The following is a 23,676-nucleotide window of genomic DNA, read 5'->3' on the forward strand; positions in this document are numbered from 1 at the left end:
GCTTACTCTCTCCCTTCGCGCTGTGTATCGTTGCGTTGAGCGTTAGCACGACGCTGATCCATGATGTTGTCTGGACTGAACGACGAACTGCTACTGGCATTGCTGCTACTTTCCGACGCCGGTGGCAGGCGCAACAGGCTGTTACTACTGCTGTCCTGAGTATTATTTTTAGAGGACGCTCCGCTTTGCCCACTACGCATCAGCTGGTCAAGCGGCAACACCATCAGGTTGTTACCTTTATCATTTACCAATACCTTGCGGGTATGACTCAACACGCGCTCCATCGTCTCAATATAGAGACGTTCGCGGGTGATCTGTGGTGCTGCTTTGTACTCCGGCAAGATCTTCGCAAAACGAGCAACTTCACCCTGAGCTTCCAACACGGTACGCGCTTTGTACGCACGCGCCTCCTCAAGAATACGCTGTGCCTGCCCGTTAGCACGCGGCTGAACTTCGTTCGCATACGCTTCAGCTTCACGCACATACTGCTCGCGGTTTTCACGTGCGGCAATAGCATCATCAAACGCGGCTTTCACCTCTTCCGGCGGACGAGCTGCCTGGAAGTTGACGTCAAGTAACGTAATACCCATATCGTATGGACGAACGGTTTCTTCCAGCTCACGCTGCGTATCGCTACGCACTACGGTACGGCCTTCCGTCAGGATACGATCCATGGTTGAACGACCAATAACTCCGCGCAATGCGCTGTCGGTCGCCTGTCGCAAACTGTCATCGGCGCTGGTCACCGCAAAGAGATAACGTTCAGGGTTAGTCACGCGGTACTGCACGTTCATCTCAACACGTACGACGTTTTCATCCGAAGTCAGCATCACACCGGATGCCGCCAACTCGCGGACTGCCTCTACGTTCACCGCCCGGACCTGATCGATAAAGGTCGGTTTCCAGTTCAACCCCGGCTCAACCAAGTGACTAAATTTACCAAAGCGCATGACAACACCACGCTCAGCTTCTTTGATGGTGTAGAAGCCGCTGGCTGCCCAAATCACCACGGCAGCGACAACAACAATACCAATCAGCTTGCCACCGTTGCCGGAGGTACGCTGACCACCATTGTTGTCATTATTTTTACCACCGCCCAGTCCACCAAGCTTCTTGCTTAGCTTACGGAAGATATCATCGAGATCAGGAGGCCCCTTATCGCGCCCTCCCTTATTTCCCCCAGAGTTGCCGCCTTGATTGTTGCTGCTTCCCCACGGGTCGCGGTCCTGTCCGTTATTCCCGGGCTGATTCCACGCCATGTTTATACTCCATTAATTGTGTGTGCGGTGGTATCCCAAACCGGGATACGCGTTTCAGGCAAAATCAGTTAAACGATGTAATCAACTAATGCAGGTTCCTGTTTACACAGGCGCCGCCAGTCAATCACCGGCATGCGTACGTGTAAACCTACGCTGCCATCATCTTCATTCCACTCTTTTTCTATCGCCTGAAGCTGATAAAAACGGCTACGTAGCCGCCCTGCTTCTGGCGGCAGACGTAAGTCATACTGCGCGATCTCTCCCGAAAGTCGCTCCGTCAACGCCTGAAACAGTAAAGGAACGCCTTCACCGCTTTGGGCCGATAACCAAACTCGAATCGGTAAATTTTCATCGTTACGATCGATACGCGGTTCAAATCCTTCCAGCATGTCGATCTTATTCATCACCAACAGCGTTGGGATTTCGTTCGCGTCAATCTCATCCAGCACAATATCCACGGCTTCTATGTTCTCATCCACGCGAACATCAGCAGCATCAATGACATGAAGCAACAACGCAGCCTGCCGCGTTTCCTGCAAAGTCGCTTTAAATGCCGCAACCAGGTCATGTGGCAAGTGACGAATGAAACCAACGGTGTCTGCCAGTACCACTTCCCCAACGTCTGACACATCAATACGACGTAGCGTGGGATCCAACGTGGCAAAAAGTTGATCTGCCGCATACACCTCAGCAGCAGTAATACAGTTGAATAACGTGGATTTACCGGCATTGGTGTAGCCCACGAGCGATACCGTTGGCACATCGGCCTTAGCTCGCGCTTGTCTGCCCTGGTCTCGCTGTTTTTCTACACGTTCAAGGCGAGAAAGAATTTGGCTGATACGATTTCGCAACAATCGGCGGTCAGTCTCAAGCTGGGTTTCGCCTGGCCCACGCAACCCAATCCCGCCTTTTTGGCGTTCAAGGTGTGTCCAGCCGCGTACCAGGCGCGTAGCCAGATGACGTAACTGCGCCAACTCAACCTGTAGCTTACCCTCATGGGTACGCGCACGTTGAGCAAAAATATCCAAAATCAGCCCGGTGCGATCAATGACCCTACACTCACATAAACGCTCAAGATTACGCTCCTGGGCGGGCGTTAAGGCATGGTCGAAAAGTACCACCGATGCACCACTGGACTTCACCGCATCAGCGATTTCTACAGCCTTTCCTTCACCGACAAAATATTTAGGATGTGGTGCTTTGCGACTGCCCGTTACGACACGTAACGCTTCGACACCCGCGGAAGAAACCAGGTTTTCAAACTCCTGCAGATCTTCCATATCTTTGTCTTGCGAGAAATAGATGTGAACCAGAACGGCCTGCTCACCGGCATCATAGCGGTCAAACAACTTTAAACCTCTCAGAACCCTGTTATACCCGTCATACTTCACACTGCAGATTTACGATCTGCGCCGGAATTAGAGTAAAACCAAGTTCTCAAAAAAGAATGACCAGGACGGGGGCCTCAAAATAAAATGAACTCCCCGTCATGGAGGTGCGATAAAGACGCTTACTCAGCGCTATCACCGTCTTGTTGTGGCTGCGAAGACGCTGCCGGATTACTGCCGCCATGATGATAATTGCTGCTTCCACCGCTTGCATTGTTGCTATGGTGGGAGACCGGGCGGGATGGAACTACGGTTGAGATCGCATGCTTATATACCATCTGACTGACCGTGTTCTTCAATAAAATTACAAACTGATCAAAAGACTCAATCTGGCCCTGCAGTTTGATACCATTCACCAAATAAATCGAAACCGGAACACGTTCACGACGCAGCGCGTTCAAGAACGGATCTTGCAATGATTGCCCCTTAGCCATTCTATCTTTTCCTTATATGCTTGTTGTATGTTGCTTAAGAACCCTGTGGCTCTGAAATACTGCGTAAAAATTTGCGCACGTTAACGTGCCAATTGTACACAATCACCCATGCTTCGCACTAAGAACCTGTAATACAGTATTACGGGCTAATTCAGGCTGTTCACTATCCAGCCAGTGAACGCTTTGCCAGCCGCGTAACCAGGTTATTTGCCGTTTTGCCAGCTGACGAGTTGCGCAAATTCCCCGATAAACCATGTCGTCGTAATCGATCTCACCGTTAAGATATGACCACATTTGGCGATATCCAACACAACGAATGGAAGGCAAATCCGTATGCAAATCATCTCGTGCAAAGAGTGCCCGAGCCTCCGCTTCAAAACCTGACGCCAACATCTGCTTAAAACGCAGTTCAATACGCTGGTGCAACAATTCGCGATTTGCGGGGGCTATCGCAAACTGGAACACATCGTAAGGCAAAGCTTCGCCAGATGTTTTAGTCAGCTCTGTTAAAGTTTTACCCGAAATAAAAAAAACTTCCAGTGCTCGCGAAAGCCTCTGGGGATCATTCGGGTGAATACGACTGCCAGCAATGGGATCTATTTCACATAATTGACGGTGCAAAGCTTCCCAGCCCCGATCACTCGCCATTTGCTCAATACGCTGACGTACCTCTGGATCGGCCGAGGGCAGCGGCGACAATCCATCCAGTAACGCCTTGTAGTAGAGCATCGTTCCACCAACAAGCAACGGAATACGCCCCATCCGGGTAATATCCGCCATTTCAACCAGAGCATCGCGACGAAATTCAGCAGCCGAATAAGCCTGCGAAGGGTCACGAATATCCAGTAAACGATGAGGTGCCAACGCCAGTTCTTCCGCTGAAGGTTTGGCAGTGCCAATATCCATTCCGCGATAAATCAGCGCAGAGTCCACGCTGATCAGCTCAATCGGCAAATGCTTACGTAGCTCAATCGCTAACGCTGTTTTACCGGAAGCCGTTGGCCCCATCAAAAAAATTGCCTTAGGCCGGCTAGCCGTTGTTCTATCACTCATGCTTCAGGGCGTTCATCGCCGTATCAATATCGATCTGTTGCAATAATCCAGAAGGTGGCGACTTAATTAGCGACGGGCAGAGACGTTCAACTTCGGCCAATAACGCTATCGCCTGTGAGTGATTCCAGTGCGGATGTTCTGTCACTGCATGACGAGCCAGCCACTGTGCAACCAATGCCGGCGAAGCATCCTGCTGCCGGGCGAGATAGCCTAACAGTTCTGGAATCAAGTTTTGTAAATTTTGTTGGCGTAATGGTAAAGGAACACCGCGTAACGTCACATGATGCGCATCAGCCTGCAGATCAATCCCCATCAGAGCCAGTAAAGTCGCGCTGCGTCCAACAGTGTCTCGCTCTGATTTATCCATTTTTAAGCGAATAGGGATCAGCAATGGCTGAGATTTTAAACCCTCATTTCCCGGCTCCAGTTGAGCCTGCTTAAGCCAGCGCTCGGCAACCAGCAACGAAATCAACGCCAGACCGCTATCGCGCTCGACCACAGCAAAATGCGCATTTACAACGGTCAGCATCCGCCCGAAACTCTGTGCATGACCGCGTAAAGGCAGAGTGCTTTCGGCGGATACCGCCACTGGCACGCCTTGCGGCTCGCGTACATGCGGCGTATCAGGCGTTTGCAAAAGCTGCTGATAAACTGCACCTTCACGCTTTTGCCAGGCTGGTGTTGATGCGGGTGGCCTGCTTGCTGAACGCCCCCCCGTGACAGCCGACGTCTCAGGAAGCACTGGGGCTGGGGTTGCAAAATGATTGCCGCCCGCGGCCTGACGATTTTCGGGGGGCCGCCGTACAGGAGGTGCCTCAGGTTCTAACTCAGGAAGCGTCTCCGCCCCCGTATTCTGTAACGCACTGAGTACACCCTGATAGATAAAATCATGCACCAACCGCGATTGATGAAAACGCACTTCATGCTTAGCCGGGTGAACATTGACATCAACCTGATGCGGATCGATCTCCAGGTAAAGCACATACGCAGGCTGATGATCGTCTCCCAGCTTATCCTGGTAGGCCTGCCGAATTGCATGATTGATCAGCCGATCGCGCATCATGCGCCCATTGACATAGCAATATTGCAGTTCAGTTAGCTGACGGGAGCCTGCAGGATCGGCGACCCAACCGCGCAGATTGAGATCCCCATGTTGCCATTCGATCGCTAACGCATGGGTAATAAAAGCGCTACCGCATATCGTGCCGAGACGCCGCTCTTGCTGGCCCTTTTCGCTAACACCACGATACTGACGCACTAATTTACCGTTGTGGGTGAGTGAAACAGAAATATCAAAACGCGCCAACGCGATACGTCGGACCACTTCATCAATATGGGTAAATTCGGTCTTTTCCGTACGCATAAACTTACGACGAGCTGGCGTGTTATAAAACAAATCGAGCACTTCGAGTGTAGTGCCGGTAGGATGCGCCGCCGGTTTTACCGTTACCGCCATCTCACGCCCTTCAGCATAAGCAGCCCAGGCTTCGTTTTGCGTTTCCGTACGTGAGGTTAAGGTAAGGCGAGATACTGAACTGATACTGGCCAGCGCTTCGCCGCGAAAACCCAGGCTAACAATGGCCTCCAGGTCATCCAGCGAGGAAATTTTACTGGTGGCATGACGTGCCAGCGCCATCGCAAGTTCATCCTTACCGATGCCACAACCGTTATCACGGATGCGAATCAGTTTTGCGCCACCTTTTTCTATATCAATATCAATACGCGTCGCACCCGCATCCAGGCTATTTTCCACTAACTCCTTGACCACCGATGCCGGTCGCTCAACCACCTCACCTGCGGCGATTTGGTTAGCCAGTTGAGGAGGTAAAACCTGAATGGGCATAGGTAATCCTTGCATGAGTAAATGGACTGTGCCGCCACAAACATGATGGGCTCAGGATGTCAGCTTTTGCGCACTATAATTATGATGCAGGAATAGTTAACGTCTGTCCTAACATCACATTGGCGCTTTTCATATTATTCGCCTGCATAATGGCTTTGGAGCTAACGCCATAATGAGCCGCAATTTCCGTTAGCGAATCACCGCGCACCACTTTATGCGTCTGTTTTCGGCGAGCAATGGTGGTTGTTCCATTCCCACTGCCTGCAGGCACTTTCAAACGCTGCCCCACCCAAACGCTCTCTTTTTTCAAATTATTAAGTGAGCGCATGGCCGCCATGCTCATACCATATTTTGCGGCAATACCCGATAGCGTCTCGCCACGCTGAACGACATGCCGCTTTGTTGGCCCGGAATAATCCGGTGAAGAGGACGTTTGATTCGCTTCAACATTAACCGCCGCTGCGGATTCCAGCGGTCGGTTTTCCTCCTTTGGGGCAGATTGTAGCGGGTGTGACAGGAAGTAGCTGCGAAGTCCTCTATAAATGGACTCCGCAATCTTATCCTGGTACGCGCTACTGCCGAGCAGTCGCTCCTCCGAAGGGTTACTGATAAAGCCGGTTTCAACCAGCAAGGATGGAATATCCGGCGAGCGTAAAACCCCCAAACTGGCATGCTCCGGACGACGTTTGTGCAGTGAACCAACACGCTGCAATTGTGAAATCACTTTTGTCGCAACGTCATAGCCAACGCGTTGCGAATGACCAAACTGCAGGTCCAGCACAGCCTGGCTCAAATAGGGATCGGCCTGGCTATTTGCGAGCAGATCGCCGGCACCACCAAGCAACTCTGATTGCTTCTCATGCTGCTCCAGCCAGTTAGCCATTTCACTGTTAGCGCGACGGTTTGACAACACCCAGACCGACGCGCCTTTGGCGCTGCGGTTAGGTGCAGCATCAGCATGAATGGAAACCAACACATTGGCATTTTGTTTACGCGCTACATCAGAACGTCCCATCACGGAGATAAAATAATCACCGTCGCGCGTTAATACACCTTTAAACATCGGATCGGCATTGAGCAACGCCTTCAGCTTGCGGGCAATGCCGATAGTGACATTTTTTTCTTTCAAGCCGCCAGCACCAATCGCACCGGGATCCTGACCGCCATGACCAGCATCAATAGCCACCACCACCGTATCATTACTGGCGACGGGGCGGCCTGGTACAACCCGCGTATTACCGCTGCTTACCGCCGTCACGGGGTTCGCATTAAACGGGTTGCTACGTTCGGGCTGCACGGGAGGCGTCGTCGGGCGCGAGCGTGGAGTTGACGCAACCGGGGGAGATTGTGGAGTGCGTTTTACCGTCTGGCTACCGCTGATGGTAAACACCACGTTGTAGTCGTTACCATTGCGTTGCGTGACTGCACGCGTCTTACCCGCTTGGGTCAATTCGAAGACCAGCCGAATACTCTGGCTATCTTTTGGCGTACTACTGCGAATACGTTTAACGATATTGTTCCCACTAAAAGTCAGCGGTAACCCCTGAACCACACCACTTTGCCGGATATCCAGCACCACACGATCTGGATTATGCAACGGAAAAAAACCGTATACCGGCTGACCATTAAATCTCAGCGTCACCGTTGCTTTGCTGTCACCGTTAGAAACTTTGATATCAGACAGATTCGCCGCAAAAGAGGAAACCGTGGTCAAACAAAATGCCAATATCAGACCAAATGTAATACGAAATATCATGAGCGATCCTTGTTCGCGGTGAACAACTGCAACATACGTTCTCCCGTTGCGGAAAGTGCAACGATCTCAGCCTCGCGCGCCAGCGCACTGTATCGCAAATGCAAAGAGATATCCGGTGGCGGTAACACACCGTCTCCCTGCTGTGGCCACTCGATCAAACAGATTGTGTCACCCGAGAAATAGTCACGAATCCCCATAAATTCAAGTTCTTCAGGATCGGCCAGACGATAAAGGTCAAAATGATAAATTCGCCGCCCGGTAAGTTCATAAGGCTCGACCAGGGTATAGGTCGGACTTTTCACGTTGCCCTGGTGCCCCAATGCCTGAATAAACCCACGGCTAAACGTAGTTTTTCCGGCGCCTAAATCACCATAAAGATGGACGATCGCCGCGCTTTCGCAGGCGCGGGCCAGTTGGGCCCCCAATGCAAGGGTCGCTGCCTCATCGGGCAATGTGATAACACGGGTATTCATGCTTTATTTTTTGCAATCTCAGGATTGATAAACAGATACAGCTCGGAAAACAGATCGGTCGCCAACATTCCGCGTGTTCCGTAACGACGGGCAATAACATCCGCCGTCGCGCCATGCACCACACAGCCAGCACAGGCTGCATCATACAACGGGAGTTTTTGCCCTAACAACGCGCCGATGATGCCCGAAAGCACATCGCCCATGCCGCCAGAGGCCATTCCCGCATTCCCCACGTCAGCAAAAGCAACCTGCTGCTGGCTGGCAATAATCGTTCCCGCCCCTTTCAGCACCACTACGCCACCATAGCGCTTTAACAAGCGTTGCGCAGCGTGTAAGCGATCACTTTCAATTTCAGCCGTTTTCACATTCAGTAACGTAGCCGCTTCACCTGGATGTGGGGTAATTATCCGATTCTGACGCTTCTCTGGATTTATTGCCAGCAGGTTAAGCGCATCCGCGTCCCAAAGCATCGGTTTATGCGAGTTTTCAACTTTTTTCAGCGCCTTCTTACCCCATTCTCCTTGCCCCAGCCCAGGGCCAATCACAATGACATCAGCCCACGCCAGCCCCTCATCTATCGCTTTCATCGTTAATTCATGCACCATCAACTCGGGACGCGCCGTTAATAACGGTGCAACGTTATCTTTGTGAGTAAGCACTCGCACTAATCCTGCACCAGCGCGTAGAGCGGCTTCTCCGGTCATTCTGATTGCACCAGCAGTACCGTGATCGCCGCCAATAATCAGTAAACGCCCATGCTCACCTTTATGCGACGTTGGGCGTCGAGGTTTTAACCACTGGTTTAAGGATTGCGAATCGTAACGCATCATCGGTGCTGCTTGCCCACAGAGCCATGGCTCCAGTCCCAACGCGTGATAATGAAGCTGCCCAACATAATCGCGTGCCTTGCCGGTCAACAAACCGGGTTTAATAGCAATGAAAGTTAACGTCTGTTCAGCAACGATAGCTTCACCGCTAACGCTGCCGTTACTTGCCTGCAGCCCGGAAGGAATATCGACAGAAAATATTGGCGCTGTATGCTGATTCGCCTTAACGATAAGCGCATCATAAGGTGCTTTCGGCGGAGACTTCAGGCCGGTTCCCAGCAGCGCATCGACGATCACATCGACGTTTTCCGGCCATGCAGCATCAGGGGCATGGATCACGCCTCCCGCCGCCAGCCAGCTTTCGCGAGCAGTCTGCGCTTCCTCCGGTGAGGGACGTTTACCCTCACAGGCCAGCAGCGTCACCTCAATGCCCGCAGCTTTCGCCAGTCGCGCCACGACAAAGCCATCACCGCCGTTGTTGCCATGACCGCACAGTACCAGCCAGTGACGCGCGGTTGGCCAGCGCCGCGTAATCTGTTCAAATGCCGCTCCTCCAGCACGCTGCATTAATTCAAACAGGGTGATTCCCAGGCTGTCGGCCCCCTCCGCCTCAAGCTGACCCAGCATCTCTGCAGGCCAGACAGAATGTGGTAAACTGCGGGCGTTCTCTTTTTCGTTGTGGTCAGTCATGTCATACCCTCTCGATCTCCATCAGCTTGCCCAGGATATTAAATCGTGGGGGCTGTCGCTCGGTTTTCAGCAGGTTGGTATTTGTGATACCGATTTGACGGCGGAAGAGCCCCGTCTGCAAGCATGGCTGGACAAACAGTACCATGGTGAAATGGACTGGATGGCGCGTCATGGAATGATGCGTGCGCGCCCTCATGAACTGCTACCCGGCACGCTGCGCGTAATTAGCGTGCGCATGAATTATCTTCCTGCCAAAGCCGCTTTCGCCAGCACACTTAAAAATCCGCGGTTAGGCTATGTTAGTCGCTATGCACTGGGTCGTGATTATCATAAAGTATTACGCAATCGTCTGAAGAAACTTGGCGATATGATCCGGGAGCACTGTGCCGATAGCCATTATCGCCCATTTGTCGATTCTGCGCCGCTACTCGAACGTCCACTGGCGGCTAAAGCAGGCTTAGGCTGGACCGGCAAGCACTCTTTGATTCTTAACCGCGAAGCAGGTTCCTGGTTTTTTCTCGGCGAACTGCTGATCGATATTCCTCTGCCGGTCGATCGGCCTCAGGAAGAAAACTGCGGACGCTGCGTGGCCTGCATGACAACCTGCCCCACTGGCGCCATTGTCGAACCGTATGTGATTGATGCACGTCGCTGTATTTCCTACCTGACGATTGAGCTGGAAGGCGCTATCCCCGAGGAGTTCCGGCCGTTAATCGGTAACCGCATTTATGGTTGCGATGATTGCCAGCTAATTTGTCCATGGAATCGCTATGGCCAGTTAACCGACGAGGATGATTTTAGCCCACGTGCGGTTCTGCATGCCCCACCACTGACAACCCTGTTTGCCTGGGACGAAAAGACCTTTTTACGCGTAACGGAAGGCTCGGCGATCAGGCGCATTGGTCATTTACGCTGGTTGCGAAACGTTGCCGTTGCCATGGGCAATGCACCTTACGATCCTGATATCATTGCGGCGCTGCAGCAGCGTCAAGGGGAAAATAGCCTGCTTGATGAGCACATACATTGGGCCGTAAAACAGCAATTATCACGGCGTACGGAACACGCTGTAGATGTTCAATTATCGCAGCAGAAACGACTGGTAAGGGTGATTGAAAAAGGGTTGCCACGCGATGCATAGCGGTATCCCCCGATCTTTGCCGGTAAAAAAACGTTTTCCACACGCTGTGAATAAAATTAAAAAACCCTTGTCATTCAATTGTCACAGAAAGCTCAAGTGATCAGGATAACAATTTGAAATAAAATAATATCTAAATAATTCAATGGATTATGTTTTTTATATCACGGCATGATAATGGGATTGAAGAAAGGGCTCAGTCCGAAAGCTGTGGATAACTCTGTTAAGAACATTTTTGCAAACGCAGGATACAGCGAAGCGCAGGCGACTTATCGCTGTGGATAAAGGCATCTGAAATTTGAAGAAAAGATTTGGAGCGGGAAACGAGACTCGAACTCGCGACCCCGACCTTGGCAAGGTCGTGCTCTACCAACTGAGCTATTCCCGCTTAGGAGTTTGATGCTGTTAATCGTGATGCAATCTGGAGCGGGAAACGAGACTCGAACTCGCGACCCCGACCTTGGCAAGGTCGTGCTCTACCAACTGAGCTATTCCCGCTTAGGAGCTTGGTACTGATAATCGTAGTGCAATTTGGAGCGGGAAACGAGACTCGAACTCGCGACCCCGACCTTGGCAAGGTCGTGCTCTACCAACTGAGCTATTCCCGCTCTGCGTACCCATTTAAAATCTTCATCGGTACGGGGTGCGCATTATACGAGAAATCCTTTTTGCCGCAAGACTCTGAAAGCAAAATTTTTCTATTTTGGTTCAAGTGCTGCTTAAATCGGCAAAGTGATGTTTTAATATACGCACCCGATTAGGCTGGCTTACATTCGAACCGTGCCCACTCACCTCTAACATGAAATATGGCAATTACAACTGAATAAAGTGTTCACGGTAATAAGCAAGTTCAGCTACGGATTCGCGAATATCATCCAGCGCCTGATGCGTGCCTTGCTTTTTGAAGCCGGGCAAAATGTCCGGCTTCCAGCGACGTGCCAACTCTTTCAGTGTACTGACGTCAAGATAGCGATAGTGAAAATAGGCTTCCAGCTCCGGCATATATTTAAACAAAAACCGGCGATCCTGACCGACGCTGTTACCACAAATTGGTGAACTGTTAGCAGGCACCCACTGACTGAGGAATTCAATAGTGGCGCGCTCCGCCGCGCGATCGTCGTACTGACTGGCTTTCACGCGTTCAACCAAGCCACTACCAGTATGTGTCCGCACGTTCCAGTCATCCATCAGCGCTAACTGCGCATCAGTCTGATGTACCGCCAGCACAGGCCCCTCTGCCAGGATATTGAGATTTGCATCGGTAACTAAGGTCGCTATTTCGATAATACGATCGCGTTCCGGATTAAGCCCGGTCATTTCCAGATCGATCCAAATCAGGTTGTTTTCATTTCCGCTCATGGTTTTTCCCGTAGTTACCCAACTCGACAAATAAGCGTGTATCATAGACGTTTTGCCCTGTCAGGGCGAACAGCCGTAAGCCGTGTGAGGAAGAGTGAGCAAAAACAAACTGTCCAAAGGCCAGCAACGCCGCGTTAGCGCCAACCACGATCGCCGTCTGAAAACTCGGGCGGGTAAACCAGAACCGGACGATAGCCTGTTTGGCGAAGCCCGTGATGGTATCGCGATCAGTCGTTTTGGCATGCACGTCGACGTCGAAGATGCTGATGGTACGGTGCATCGTTGCAACATTCGTCGCACGATTCGGTCGCTGGTCACTGGCGATCGCGTTGTCTGGCGCCCCGGTAAAGAAGGCAGTGCGATGGTCAAAGGCATTGTTGAAGCGGTGCATGAACGCACATCCGTGCTAACGCGCCCCGACTTCTATGATGGTGTAAAGCCAATCGCAGCAAATATCGATCAAATTGTGATTGTCTCGGCAATATTGCCGGAGCTGTCACTGAATATCATCGATCGTTATCTTATCGCCAGTGAGACGCTGGAGGTTGAACCACTGTTGGTACTCAATAAAACCGACCTCCTTGATGAAGAAGGCCGCGCTTTTGTTGATGAGCAAATGGATATCTACCGTCATATCGGCTACCGCGTGCTGATGGTTTCCAGCCACGAAAAACAGGGGCTGGAAGAGCTGGAACAGGCATTAACTGGCCGAATCAGTATTTTTGCGGGCCAGTCTGGCGTAGGTAAATCAAGTCTGCTGAACGCCCTCCTCGGCTTGGATCCGGGCCAGGATGAAATTCTGACGAATGATGTTTCCGACGTTTCAGGCCTGGGGCAGCATACTACAACTGCCGCGCGTCTTTATCACTTCCCACAGGGGGGAGATGTGATTGACTCACCTGGCGTTCGCGAATTCGGCCTGTGGCATTTAGAACCGGAACAAATCACCCAAGGATTTGTCGAATTCCGTGAATTTTTAGGCGATTGCAAATTCCGCGACTGCAAACATGACACCGATCCCGGTTGTGCCATTCGTGAAGCCGTCGAGCGGGGCCAGATCGATGAATCCCGTTTTTATAACTATCATCGAATTCTGGAGAGTATGTCGCAGGTTAAGACGCGGAAAAACTTCGCTAACGAAGAATAACGTTACCGCTATGCCAACGAGGTTATTCAGATAGGTGATTTGTCCGTGGTACATGCAGCCAACGCAGCTTATCACCTGAAAAATAATGGCATACAAGCCGTAGTACACTTCCCGTAAAAGTTAATATTAATATTGTGTAATTAAGCCAGGAGGCTAACGTGTTGGACCGTATAAAACTCGGCCTGAATTATTTGCTGCCAAAAAAGTGGCTGACTGAATTAGCCGGCTGGGGCGCAAGTAAACGTGCAGGATGGTTGACCAAAGCTGTCATCGATCTGTTTGTACGCTACTACAAAGTTGATATGTCTGAAGCGCAAAAGCCGGATACTGCCACCTATCGGACATTTAATGACTTTTTCGTCCGTCCCCTGCGTGACGACGCACGTCCGATTGACGCAGACCCTAACCTATTGGTGTTGCCCGCTGATGGTGCCATCAGCCAGCTTGGTCGTATTGATGGTGACAGTATTTTTCAGGCAAAAGGCCATTTTTATTCACTGGAATCGCTATTGGCAGGAAACTATCAGTTGGCCGATAAATTCCGTGATGGTGAGTTTGCGACCACTTACCTCGCTCCTCGCGACTATCATCGCGTGCATATGCCCTGTAACGGTATCCTGCGTGAGATGATTTACGTTCCCGGCGATCTGTTCTCGGTAAACCCGTTGACTGCGCAAAACGTACCCAACCTGTTTGCCCGTAACGAACGCGTCATTTGTTACTTCGATACCGAATTTGGACCTATGGTGCAAATTTTAGTAGGTGCAACTATCGTTGGAAGTATCGAAACGGCCTGGTCCGGCACTGTTACTCCACCGCGTCAGGGCGTAATTAAACGCTGGACATGGCCCGGCGCAGAAGAAGAAGGCGCGGTAGTTCTGTTGAAAGGGCAGGAAATGGGACGTTTTAAACTCGGCTCGACCGTGATCAACCTGTTTGCTCCCGGGAAAGTTCAGTTGGTAGAAAGCCTGGCGGCGGGAAGTAAAACGCAGTTGGGACAACCTTTAGCGATCGCATTGCAGAAAACCGATGCGGATACCGTCTTACAACATCAATAGCAGGTTTCCTTACGTGCGCCTGATTCTCTCTGTTTTGCTGGCTTGCTGCCTGAGTGTCTCTTTCGTTTACGCTGCCAGCGTGCCTGATGCTGCCCAAATTAAGCAGGAGCTTGAGGAGGCAAAGGCGGGAAAAAATACGCCTAACCAGGCAGAGGTGATACAGTCCTTTGAAGCGGCGATAAACTGGCTTGATGAACAGCAAAGCTCGCTTGAGCTCACTCAGCAGTATCAGCAAGTTATCGACGGATTTCCGAAAATTTCACGCGAGCTAAGGCAGCAGATTGCTAGCGTGACCGATAACGAAAAAACCGTACGCAGTAGTATGAGCGGTGCTGAACTCGATCAGGAAATCCTGCAGGTCAGTAGCCAATTACTGGAAGAGGGACGTCAGGCGCAGCAGGAGCAAGATCGTGCACGGGAAATCAGCGACTCGCTTTCACAGCTACCACAGCAACAAACTGAAGCACGGCGAGCACTGAGTGATAATGAACGCCGCCTTCAGTCGCAGCCCTCCCCAGCTTCTCCACTGGCACAGGCGCAACTTTATGCCCGCCAGACAGAATCCGCCGCGCACAAGGCTCGGATTGATGAACTGGGGCTGGCGCAGCTATCAGCTAATAACCGTCAGGAACTGGCGCGCATGCGTGCCGAGCTGCATCAGAAAAAAGCAGAACAACTTGACGCATATTTGCAGGCGCTACGTAATCAGCTTAATAGCCAACGCCAGCGTGAAGCCGAGCTGGCGCTGGAACGCACAGAACAGTTAGCTGAAAACAGCAGCGATCTTCCCGAAGAGATAACGGCGCAGTTTCACGTTAATCGCGAGCTGTCAGCCGCACTCAATCAGCAAGCGCAGCATATGGATTTAGTCGCTTCACAGCAGCGCCAGGCGACAAACCAAACCATCCAGGTGCGCCAGGCATTGAGCACTATTCGCGAGCAATCTCAGTGGCTGGGCGCATCTAATCTACTCGGTGAAGCCCTGCGTGCTCAGGTCGCTCGTCTGCCTGAAATGCCAAAATCGCAGCAGCTTGATAATGATATGGGGCAGCTTCGCGTCCAGCGGCTGCATTACGAAGATCTGCTCGAACGGCAACAGCAGCTCCGCCAGTTGCGTCAAGCCAATGGCGAAGAACTCACCAGTAATCAAAAGCGTATTCTTGATGCCCAACTCCGCACACAGCGCGAATTACTGGGATCGCTGGTTGCCGGGAGTGACACCTTAATCCTTGAAGTAACCAAGCTGAAAGTGGCAAATAGTCAGTTGGAAGATGCTTTAAAGGAGATCAAAGAGGCGACGCATCGTTACCTGTTCTGGAGCGCTGATGTTAACCCCATTAATTTGAGCTATCCGCTTGACCTGGCTCGCGACCTGAATCGTCTGCTATCGCTGGACAGTTTAAGCCAGGTTGGTGGTGCCTTTGTCATGATGTTTACCAGCAAAGAAACCCTGCTCCCAATTATTGGTGCACTATTGTTGGTCGGTTTCAGCATCAGCTCCCGACGCCACTACAGTGCCTTTCTTGATCGCGCGTCAAGCCGCGTGGGGAAAGTGACCCAGGATCATTTTAGCCTGACGCTGCGTACCGTATTTTGGTCAATTCTGGTGGCCTTGCCACTGCCGGTATTGTGGGCCGCGCTGGGCTATGGTTTACAGCATGCCTGGCCTTATCCCATCGCGGTGGCCATCGGCGCGGGAGTCACGGCAACGTTGCCCGTACTGTGGGCCTTTATGATCAGTGCTTCCTTTGCCCGTCCACAGGGATTGTTTGTCGTACATTTTCGCTGGCCACAGCAACGGGTTGCCCGCGCGAAGCGTTACTATTCGTTGTCGATTGGCTTTATTGTGCCGCTGATTATGCTGCTTATTGCCTTTGATAACCTGGAAGATCGTCAATTTTCCGCATCGCTGGGACGGCTTTGCTTTATTTTTATCTGTGGTGCGCTGAGTCTGGTGACTGTAAGCCTGAAGCGCGCCGGTTTGCCGCTTTATCTCGATAAAGAGGGGAACGGCGATAACATTATTAATAAGATCCTGTGGAACCTGATGATCTGTATTCCACTGATCGCCGCGCTGGCTTCGGCTACGGGCTATCTGGCAACCGCCCAGGCGCTGCTGGCGCGTTTAGAAACGTCCGTCGCTATCTGGTTCCTGCTACTGATTATTTACCACATCATTCGCCGATGGATGCTTATTCAGCGCCGTCGTATTGCATTCGATCGCGCACGACAACGCCGTGCCGAAATGCTGGCCCATCGCGCGCGCAATGAAGAAGAAGTAACCTATAACGCAGATGGTGTAGAAATTGATGAACCGGTTATCGATCTTGATGCCATCAGTGCGCAATCCCTACGCCTGGTTCGCTCGCTGCTGACGCTCATAGCGCTAGTGTCGGTCATTGTTCTGTGGTCAGAAATCCATTCGGCGTTTAGCTTCCTCGAAAATATTACGCTTTGGGATGCCAGCACCACCGTGCAAGGCGTGGAAAGCATCCAGCCAATTACCCTCGGCTCGCTGCTGATCGCTATTTTGGTGATTATTATTACCACTCAACTGGTGCGCAATATGCCTGCCTTGCTCGAACTGGCATTGCTGCAGCACCTGAGCCTGACGCCTGGCACTGGTTACGCTATCACCACGCTGACCAAATATGTCTTATTACTGGTTGGCGGGCTGGTCGGTTTTTCCATGATTGGTATTGAGTGGTCGAAATTACAATGGCTGGTTGCTGCGCTGGGCGTAGGATTAGGATTCGGCCTGCAGGAGATTTTTGCTAACTTTATTTCAGGCTTGATTATCCTGTTTGAAAAACCGATTCGTATTGGCGATACCGTGACTATTCGCGATCTGACCGGCAGCATTACACGCATTAATACCCGGGCCACCACTATCACTGACTGGGATCGCAAAGAGATTATCGTGCCCAATAAAGCCTTTATTACCGAGCAGTTCGTTAACTGGTCACTTTCGGATTCGGTCACCCGTGTAGTTCTGACCATTCCGGCCCCCGCCTCGGCGAATAGCGAAGAGGTCAGTAATATTTTGTTGCAGGCCGCCGAGCGCTGCACCTACGTGCTGGACACACCGCAGCCAGAGTCCTTCCTTGTCGATTTGCAGCAGGGTATTCAACTGTTCGAGTTACGTATTCACGCCGCAGAGATGGGCCATCGTATGCCGTTGCGTAATGAACTACACCAGCTGATTTTGCATGGTTTTCGTGAGCACGGCATCGAGATGCCTTTCCCACCTTTCCAGGTGCGGATGGATACCCTCGGACGTAAGACGCCTACCAGTAACGATAATCCGGCGTCCAGAATTTTTAAGTCCGGTGGGTTATAACTGGCCCCGTTAGACCACTGGCAACGCCTGCATGAACCAGTGAAGGTTACTGGTCGGTGGGAGGCGTTGCAAATACGCGGATAACATGGCCGTAAAAATCAGGGGGCGACATCGAAAATGTCGCCCCCTGACGATCAATGCACGACCAAACAAACTGATGAATTAACAGCGATCCACAGAAAACGCGATGACCTCACTGAGCCGCTCAGCATTTAACGCCAGCATGATCAGCCGATCAACACCCAGCGCCACGCCGGAGCAGGCTGGCATACCGTGTGTTAACGCATCAAGCAGATAAGTATCGATCGGTTGCTGCGGTAAACCACGCGCCACACGACGGCGATTATCCTGTTCAAAACGCTGACGCTGCTCTCGACTATCGGTGAGTTCACAGAAACCGTTTGCCAGTTCAATACCTTTAAAATAGACCTCAAAGCGTTCCGCCACCCGATGGTCCTCAGTGCTGATCTCAGCAAGTGCAGCCTGTGTCGCCGGGAAATGGTAGACAAAGGTAGGTTTATCGATACCGATATTAGGTTCCACGCCCAGCATAAACAGCAGTTGTAACAGCGTATCGCGATCCTCTTCTGCATTCGCTAAATTACCTGCCCCCAACTTATCAGCCACTTCACGCAGTTGCGTTTTATCGGCCGACAGCGGATCCACTTCCAGATAACGGATAAACGCCTGCTGATAAGAGAGCGATTCAGACGTTTCACACTCCAGCGTCTGCTGAAGAAGATCGTCGACCTCATTCATCAGGCGATACATATCATAATGTGGGCGATACCATTCCAGCATCGTGAACTCGGGATTATGGTGTCTCCCGGCCTCTTCATTACGAAAACTACGGCACAGCTGGTAAATAGGCCCACTTCCAGCGGCCAGCAGCCGCTTCATATGATATTCCGGGCTGGTCATCAAATAGAGATCGCGTCCCTCTGCCGCACCGGGTCCGACAAAGCGCGTCTGAAACGGAAATAAATGAATATCGGTCACCGTTGCCTGACTCATCGCCGGCGTCTCTACTTCAAGTACGCCACGATCGGCAAAGAAACGTCTTATTTCAGCCATAATCGCTGCACGTTTCAACAAGTTAGCGATGGGGGCGCTCGGCTGCCAGCTTGCCGTATCGCTCATAGTTGTTACTCCTCAGTCAGACAAGGAATGAAGTCTACCTGCAACGTGATGAGCAGACAAATTTCTGCTCATGCTCACCCACTTTAATGCTTTTATTACGCGACGTTGTCATTGCTGTGGACAAAAAAATGCGGTCTGACCCGCAATCCTCCCCTGATTTTCCCGCCTAAATACCCGAACACATCAAAATTTCATCCTTTTTCCGGCCTTATACTGAACCACCTCTAAAGAGGTAGATCCTCACACTAAAAAAGAAAATTTTTAGTCTACACCTCCAATTACCATGACCAGTAGAGGGAGAAAGCCGTGCACATTTTTAATGCCGATTTGGTGATTGTCGGGGCTGGTGGCGCGGGGCTGCGCGCAGCCATCGCCGCAGCCGTTGCCAATCCTCAGCTCAACATTGCGCTGGTTTCAAAAGTCTATCCAATGCGCAGTCATACCGTAGCAGCAGAAGGCGGTGCTGCTGCCGTCACGCAACAACAGGACAGCTACGACTCGCATTTCCACGATACCGTTGCCGGCGGCGACTGGTTGTGCGAACAGGATATTGTCGATTACTTTGTTGAGCATTGTCCCCGGGAGATGACGCAATTAGATCTGTGGGGATGCCCATGGAGCCGCAAGGCCGATGGGGCGATTAACGTCCGTCGCTTCGGTGGCATGAAAATTGAACGGACTTGGTTTGCCGCCGATAAAACCGGCTTCCACATGCTACACACCCTATTCCAGACCTCCCTGAAATATCCAAAAATTAAACGGTTTGATGAACATTTTGTTCTTGATCTGCTGGTCGATGAAGGTCAGGCACGCGGCCTAATCGCGATGAACATGATGGAAGGCACGCTGGTACAAATCCGCGCAAATGCGGTAGTACTGGCAACCGGTGGCGCCGGGCGTGTTTATCGCTATAACACTAACGGCGGGATTGTTACCGGTGATGGCATGGGGATGGCGTTCCGCCATGGCGTTCCACTTCGAGATATGGAGTTCGTACAGTATCACCCAACGGGCCTGCCCGGTTCAGGTATCCTGATGACGGAAGGCTGCCGCGGTGAAGGAGGAATCCTGGTCAATAAAGAGGGCTACCGCTACCTGCAAGATTACGGCATGGGCCCGGAAACCCCGCTCGGCGAACCACGCAATAAATATATGGAACTCGGCCCACGTGACAAAGTTTCCCAGGCATTCTGGCATGAGTGGCAAAAAGGGCGCACGATTTCCACGCCCCGCGGTGAAGTGGTTTACCTCGACCTACGCCACTTAGGCGAAAAGAAATTGCGTGAACGCTTGCCGTTTATCTGTGAGCTAAGTAAGGCTTACGTCGGTGTTGATCCTCTCACCGCACCGATCCCGGTACGTCCAACCGCGCATTACACCATGGGCGGTATTGAAACCAACAACCAATGTGAAACGCGTATTGCGGGTCTGTTTGCCGTCGGCGAATGCTCCTCCGTTGGGCTACACGGCGCTAACCGTCTTGGTTCAAATTCGCTGGCAGAGCTAGTGGTATTTGGCAGACTGGCTGGTGAACAGGCCGCTGCACGAGCACAAATGGCTTCGCCGTCAAATGACGCTGCACTGAACGCGCAAAGTAAAGATATTGAGAAACGCTTACAGGCGCTGGTGAACCAGCAGGGAAGTGAAAACCTGGCGATATTGCGCGATGAAATGGGGATGTCGATGGAGGAAGGCTGTGGCATTTATCGCACGACAACGCTGATGCAAAACACCATAGACAAGCTCGCCGAGCTTAAAGAGCGTTTTAAACGGGTCCGTATCAACGACAGCTCCAGCGTATTTAATACAGAACTGCTCTACAACATTGAGCTGGGGCACGGGCTGGATGTCGCGGAGTGCATGGCATACTCTGCCTTTAACCGCAGAGAATCACGCGGTGCACATCAACGGCTGGATACAGGCTGTACCGAGCGTGACGATCAAAACTTCCTCAAGCACACCCTGACTTTTTATCGGGCCGAAGGCGCCCCGCATGTGACCTACGATGAGGTAAAAATCACCCGTTTACCGCCCGCTAAACGCGTTTATGGCGCAGAATCCGAGCACACAGCGGAAAAGGAGCAGCAGCATGACTGAGTTGAGCACGCTGAAAATAGAGGTTCAGCGTTACAATCCGGAAAAAGATGCAGCACCGTACGGTGAAAGGTATGAAGTGCCTTACGACGCGCAAACCTCATTGCTGGATGCGTTGGGCTACATCAAAGACAACCTGGCATTCGATCTCTCCTGGCGCTGGTCATGCCGTATGGCGATCTGCGGTTCCTGCGGGATGATGATCAACGGTGTCCCCAAGCTGGCCTGTAAAACATTTTTACGCGACTACCCAAATGGTATGAGCATTGCGCCGCTGGCTAATTTCCCCGTGGAGCGGGATTTAATCGTTGATATGACGCACTTTATTGAAAATCTCGCCGCGATTAAACCTTATATCATCGGAAATAATCGCCAGCCCGATGACGGTCCCAACCAACAAACCCCCTCTCAAATGGCGAAATATCATCAATTCTCGGGATGTATTAACTGCGGACTTTGCTATGCCGCCTGCCCGCAATTTGGTCTCAATCCTGAGTTTATCGGACCAGCCGCCATTACGCTGGCACACCGCTATAACCTTGATAATCGCGATCGTGGTAAAGCTCAGCGCATGCCGCTACTGAATGGCGAGAATGGCGTTTGGCGCTGTACTTTTGTTGGCTACTGCTCGGAAGTTTGCCCTAAACATGTCGATCCTGCCGCCGCTATCCAGCAGGGAAAAATAGAAAGTAGCAAAGATTTCATTATCGCGATGCTTTCCCCCCGCTAGTCGAATTTGTTCGTATTTCGCTTAGCGGGAGAATTAGCAGAACCCTCTATTTTGCGCAGTACGACATCGCAAGAAGGATGAAAAGATGAGTACCAAACGTAAACCTTATTTGCATAGCATGACCCCCGGTTGGTGGCAAAAACTGGGGTTTTATCGTTTTTATATGCTGCGCGAAGCGACCGCAGTCCCTTCGCTGTGGTTTAGCATTGAGTTGCTGGTCGGCCTGTTTGCGCTTAAGCACGGTGAGCAGAGCTGGTTGGGATTTGTCGGTTTTTTACAGCATCCCATCGTACTTGCAGTGAACTTTATCGCCCTGTTGGCCGCGTTATTACACAGCAAGACCTGGTTTGAACTGGCGCCTAAAGCAGTCAACCTGGTGATAAATGGCGAAAAGACAGGCGATAAAACAGTCGTGGATGCACTGTGGAGCGTCACGATTGTGGTTTCAATCGCGATCCTTTTTATTGCGCTTTTTGTATAGGAGAAGACAGATGAAACAACAACCTCGACGCTCCAACGAGCCAATTTTTTGGGGATTATTTGGCGCGGGTGGGATGTGGTCGGCTATGATTTCGCCGGTAATGATATTGCTGGTTGGAATACTATTGCCGCTTGGCATCTGGCCTGAAACCGCTCTTGATTTCAATCGTATTCTGGCCTTTGCTCACTCATGGGCAGGGCGACTGTTTATCCTGCTGGTCATCGTATTACCCCTATGGTGCAGCCTGCACCGTATACATCACAGTACGCATGATCTGCAGCTTCATATCCCCGCTGGAAAAGGGGTTTTTTATGGTTTGGCTGCCATATTGAGTTTAGTTACGCTGATGGGGATAGTAACAATGTAGCTTTGGCTGAAAGGTATCTCCGGTACGGAGGAAACCCCGTACCGGTTAAACTTTTAGTTCGTGCTGTTCTGAATAGCCTGACCACCAGCCTCAACATCCTCGCCAACACCCCGGGTGGTATTGCAGGCAGACAGGAGTGTAGAGAGGATTAGCACTGAAAAGATCGCAACAATACTTTTCTTTAACATGGCATTTCCTTTTAAGTAGAAGTAAAAGTACAGCGTTTTAAGCATAGCCGCTATTCAGCTAACCGTAGGGTGAACGCTGCTAAAAGGAAACTTTTCGGAGTAAGGGAAATTAATTCGCCGCGCGGGAAATGGCGCCACCAAGATGCTGAACATCTTGACCAAAGCCATGGAAGGTATTGCAGGCGCTAAGCGCGGAGGTCATCAGCAACGCGATGGCGACTCGTTTCGCAAGCTTAATCATCGTCCGGATCTCACATTAAAAGAAAAGCGACCTGACTCAATTATGCTAATCGAGCCAGGTTAAGCCCGCCCTCAGGCAAGCTTATTTGACGCGTGACACATATTCCGCTGAGCGGGTATCAACTTTAATCACTTCACCAATCTGCACGAACAATGGCACTTTAACCACTGCACCAGTGCTCAGTGTTGCTGGCTTACCACCGGTACCTGCAGTATCGCCTTTCAGGCCTGGATCGGTATCAACGATTTCCAACTCTACAAAGTTCGGTGGTAATACCTGAATTGGGCGACCATCCCATAGGGTGACGATACATTCAGCGTTATCCAGCAGCCATTTTGCCGCATCACCTACCGTTTTTGCATCAACCTGATGTTGTTCAAATGTTTCAGGATGCATGAAGTGGAAAAACTCACCGTCGTTATAAAGATAGTTCAGGTTAGTATCTACAACATCCGCACCTTCAGCAGAGTCGGTCGATTTGAAGGTTTTCTCAACACGGCTGCCGGTCAGCAGACGACGCATTTTTACGCGTGCAAATGCCTGGCCTTTGCCTGGTTTAACGAACTCGCTGGATTCGATAGCGTAGGGTTCGTTTTCGAACATGATTTTAAGACCGGGACGGAAATCGTTGCTAGAATAAGTCGCCATAAAGGCCCTCTAATATTAATACTGG

Annotated in this window: 21 protein-coding genes and 3 tRNA genes; 8 read left to right on the plus strand and 16 right to left on the minus strand. The window is 51.3% G+C overall.

Features of this window, described 5'->3' with window-relative positions; all coding sequences use genetic code 11:
* Positions 1 to 2: 2 nt before the first annotated feature.
* From hflK to nnr, 8 genes are all read right to left on the minus strand, one after another.
* A complete protein-coding gene (gene hflK, locus J1C60_RS16090) occupies positions 3 to 1,259 on the minus strand; it encodes an FtsH protease activity modulator HflK (RefSeq protein WP_128176175.1) in 1,257 nt (418 codons plus the stop codon).
* Between the two features lie 68 nt (positions 1,260 to 1,327).
* Complete coding sequence (hflX, locus tag J1C60_RS16095; protein ID WP_128176174.1) at positions 1,328 to 2,608, minus strand: ribosome rescue GTPase HflX; 1,281 nt, start codon at positions 2,606 to 2,608, stop codon at positions 1,328 to 1,330.
* A 161-nt stretch (positions 2,609 to 2,769) separates the two neighbouring features.
* On the minus strand, positions 2,770 to 3,081 hold the full coding sequence (gene hfq / locus J1C60_RS16100; RefSeq protein ID WP_128176172.1) for an RNA chaperone Hfq: 312 nt from the start codon (positions 3,079 to 3,081) through the stop codon (positions 2,770 to 2,772).
* Between the two features lie 102 nt (positions 3,082 to 3,183).
* Complete coding sequence (miaA, locus tag J1C60_RS16105; RefSeq protein WP_128176170.1) at positions 3,184 to 4,134, minus strand: tRNA (adenosine(37)-N6)-dimethylallyltransferase MiaA; 951 nt, start codon at positions 4,132 to 4,134, stop codon at positions 3,184 to 3,186.
* Positions 4,127 to 5,977, minus strand: a complete 1,851-nt coding sequence (mutL, locus tag J1C60_RS16110) for a DNA mismatch repair endonuclease MutL (protein WP_128176168.1) — start codon at positions 5,975 to 5,977, stop codon at positions 4,127 to 4,129. Before mutL ends, miaA begins: the two co-directional genes overlap by 8 nt.
* Positions 5,978 to 6,056: 79 nt before the next feature.
* Positions 6,057 to 7,733 carry an N-acetylmuramoyl-L-alanine amidase AmiB gene (gene amiB, locus J1C60_RS16115; protein ID WP_128176166.1) on the minus strand — a complete coding sequence of 559 codons (1,677 nt, stop codon included), beginning with the start codon at positions 7,731 to 7,733 and terminating at the stop codon, positions 6,057 to 6,059.
* Entirely contained in the window at positions 7,730 to 8,206 is a 477-nt protein-coding gene (gene tsaE / locus J1C60_RS16120) for a tRNA (adenosine(37)-N6)-threonylcarbamoyltransferase complex ATPase subunit type 1 TsaE (RefSeq protein ID WP_128176164.1), read from the minus strand. The genes amiB and tsaE overlap by 4 nt, the downstream gene beginning before the upstream one ends.
* The gene (gene nnr / locus J1C60_RS16125; protein ID WP_128176162.1) at positions 8,203 to 9,723 is read right to left on the minus strand and encodes a bifunctional ADP-dependent NAD(P)H-hydrate dehydratase/NAD(P)H-hydrate epimerase; all 1,521 of its coding nucleotides are present in this window, start codon (positions 9,721 to 9,723) and stop codon (positions 8,203 to 8,205) included. Before nnr ends, tsaE begins: the two co-directional genes overlap by 4 nt.
* Here nnr and queG point away from each other — a divergent pair.
* The gene (queG, locus tag J1C60_RS16130; RefSeq protein ID WP_128176161.1) at positions 9,722 to 10,861 is read left to right on the plus strand and encodes a tRNA epoxyqueuosine(34) reductase QueG; all 1,140 of its coding nucleotides are present in this window, start codon (positions 9,722 to 9,724) and stop codon (positions 10,859 to 10,861) included. The two genes, nnr and queG, sit on opposite strands and share 2 nt — an antisense overlap.
* Before the next feature lie 309 nt (positions 10,862 to 11,170).
* On the opposite strand, the gene J1C60_RS16135 is transcribed toward queG, so the two are convergent.
* The 4 genes from J1C60_RS16135 to orn all read right to left on the minus strand — a co-directional run bounded on the left by J1C60_RS16135 (position 11,171) and on the right by orn (position 12,217).
* Positions 11,171 to 11,246: transfer RNA gene (locus J1C60_RS16135), tRNA-Gly, on the minus strand.
* Between the two features lie 34 nt (positions 11,247 to 11,280).
* Positions 11,281 to 11,356 (minus strand) — tRNA-Gly (locus J1C60_RS16140).
* Between the two features lie 34 nt (positions 11,357 to 11,390).
* Positions 11,391 to 11,466: transfer RNA gene (locus J1C60_RS16145), tRNA-Gly, on the minus strand.
* Positions 11,467 to 11,671: 205 nt separating this feature from the next.
* Positions 11,672 to 12,217 (minus strand): oligoribonuclease, encoded by a 546-nt coding sequence (gene orn / locus J1C60_RS16150; protein ID WP_128176159.1) that lies wholly within the window; start codon positions 12,215 to 12,217, stop codon positions 11,672 to 11,674.
* A 94-nt stretch (positions 12,218 to 12,311) separates the two neighbouring features.
* Here orn and rsgA point away from each other — a divergent pair, with 94 nt between their 5' ends.
* The 3 genes from rsgA to mscM all read left to right on the plus strand — a co-directional run bounded on the left by rsgA (position 12,312) and on the right by mscM (position 17,762).
* Positions 12,312 to 13,364, plus strand: a complete 1,053-nt coding sequence (gene rsgA / locus J1C60_RS16155; RefSeq protein ID WP_128176157.1) for a small ribosomal subunit biogenesis GTPase RsgA — start codon at positions 12,312 to 12,314, stop codon at positions 13,362 to 13,364.
* Between the two features lie 158 nt (positions 13,365 to 13,522).
* Positions 13,523 to 14,422 (plus strand): archaetidylserine decarboxylase, encoded by a 900-nt coding sequence (gene asd, locus J1C60_RS16160; protein ID WP_128176155.1) that lies wholly within the window; start codon positions 13,523 to 13,525, stop codon positions 14,420 to 14,422.
* Positions 14,394 to 17,762: a miniconductance mechanosensitive channel MscM gene (gene mscM / locus J1C60_RS16165; RefSeq protein WP_182611454.1), complete on the plus strand. Its 3,369-nt coding sequence runs from the start codon at positions 14,394 to 14,396 to the stop codon at positions 17,760 to 17,762. The genes asd and mscM overlap by 29 nt, the downstream gene beginning before the upstream one ends.
* A gap of 162 nt (positions 17,763 to 17,924) precedes the next feature.
* On the opposite strand, the gene epmA is transcribed toward mscM, so the two are convergent.
* On the minus strand, positions 17,925 to 18,902 hold the full coding sequence (gene epmA, locus J1C60_RS16170; protein ID WP_128176151.1) for an elongation factor P--(R)-beta-lysine ligase: 978 nt from the start codon (positions 18,900 to 18,902) through the stop codon (positions 17,925 to 17,927).
* Positions 18,903 to 19,208: 306 nt separating this feature from the next.
* Between epmA and frdA the strand changes: the two genes are divergently transcribed.
* The 4 genes from frdA (at position 19,209) to frdD (ending at position 22,574) form a co-directional block, all read left to right on the plus strand.
* The gene (gene frdA, locus J1C60_RS16175) at positions 19,209 to 20,999 is read left to right on the plus strand and encodes a fumarate reductase (quinol) flavoprotein subunit (RefSeq protein ID WP_128176149.1); all 1,791 of its coding nucleotides are present in this window, start codon (positions 19,209 to 19,211) and stop codon (positions 20,997 to 20,999) included.
* Positions 20,992 to 21,726: a succinate dehydrogenase/fumarate reductase iron-sulfur subunit gene (locus tag J1C60_RS16180; RefSeq protein ID WP_128176147.1), complete on the plus strand. Its 735-nt coding sequence runs from the start codon at positions 20,992 to 20,994 to the stop codon at positions 21,724 to 21,726. Before frdA ends, J1C60_RS16180 begins: the two co-directional genes overlap by 8 nt.
* Before the next feature lie 85 nt (positions 21,727 to 21,811).
* Positions 21,812 to 22,207 (plus strand): fumarate reductase subunit FrdC, encoded by a 396-nt coding sequence (gene frdC, locus J1C60_RS16185; protein ID WP_128176145.1) that lies wholly within the window; start codon positions 21,812 to 21,814, stop codon positions 22,205 to 22,207.
* 10 nt (positions 22,208 to 22,217) lie between these two features.
* Positions 22,218 to 22,574, plus strand: a complete 357-nt coding sequence (frdD, locus tag J1C60_RS16190; protein WP_128176143.1) for a fumarate reductase subunit FrdD — start codon at positions 22,218 to 22,220, stop codon at positions 22,572 to 22,574.
* Positions 22,575 to 22,627: 53 nt separating this feature from the next.
* Here the strand turns inward: frdD and J1C60_RS16195 are convergent, their stop codons facing one another.
* The 3 genes from J1C60_RS16195 to efp all read right to left on the minus strand — a co-directional run bounded on the left by J1C60_RS16195 (position 22,628) and on the right by efp (position 23,651).
* Complete coding sequence (locus J1C60_RS16195) at positions 22,628 to 22,762, minus strand: entericidin A/B family lipoprotein (protein ID WP_128176141.1); 135 nt, start codon at positions 22,760 to 22,762, stop codon at positions 22,628 to 22,630.
* A gap of 109 nt (positions 22,763 to 22,871) precedes the next feature.
* Entirely contained in the window at positions 22,872 to 23,003 is a 132-nt protein-coding gene (locus tag J1C60_RS16200; RefSeq protein WP_128176139.1) for an entericidin A/B family lipoprotein, read from the minus strand.
* Positions 23,004 to 23,084: 81 nt separating this feature from the next.
* On the minus strand, positions 23,085 to 23,651 hold the full coding sequence (gene efp, locus J1C60_RS16205; RefSeq protein ID WP_128176138.1) for an elongation factor P: 567 nt from the start codon (positions 23,649 to 23,651) through the stop codon (positions 23,085 to 23,087).
* Positions 23,652 to 23,676: the final 25 nt, after the last annotated feature.

This window comes from [Pantoea] beijingensis, from assembly GCF_022647505.1.
GTDB lineage: Bacteria > Pseudomonadota > Gammaproteobacteria > Enterobacterales > Enterobacteriaceae > Erwinia > Erwinia beijingensis.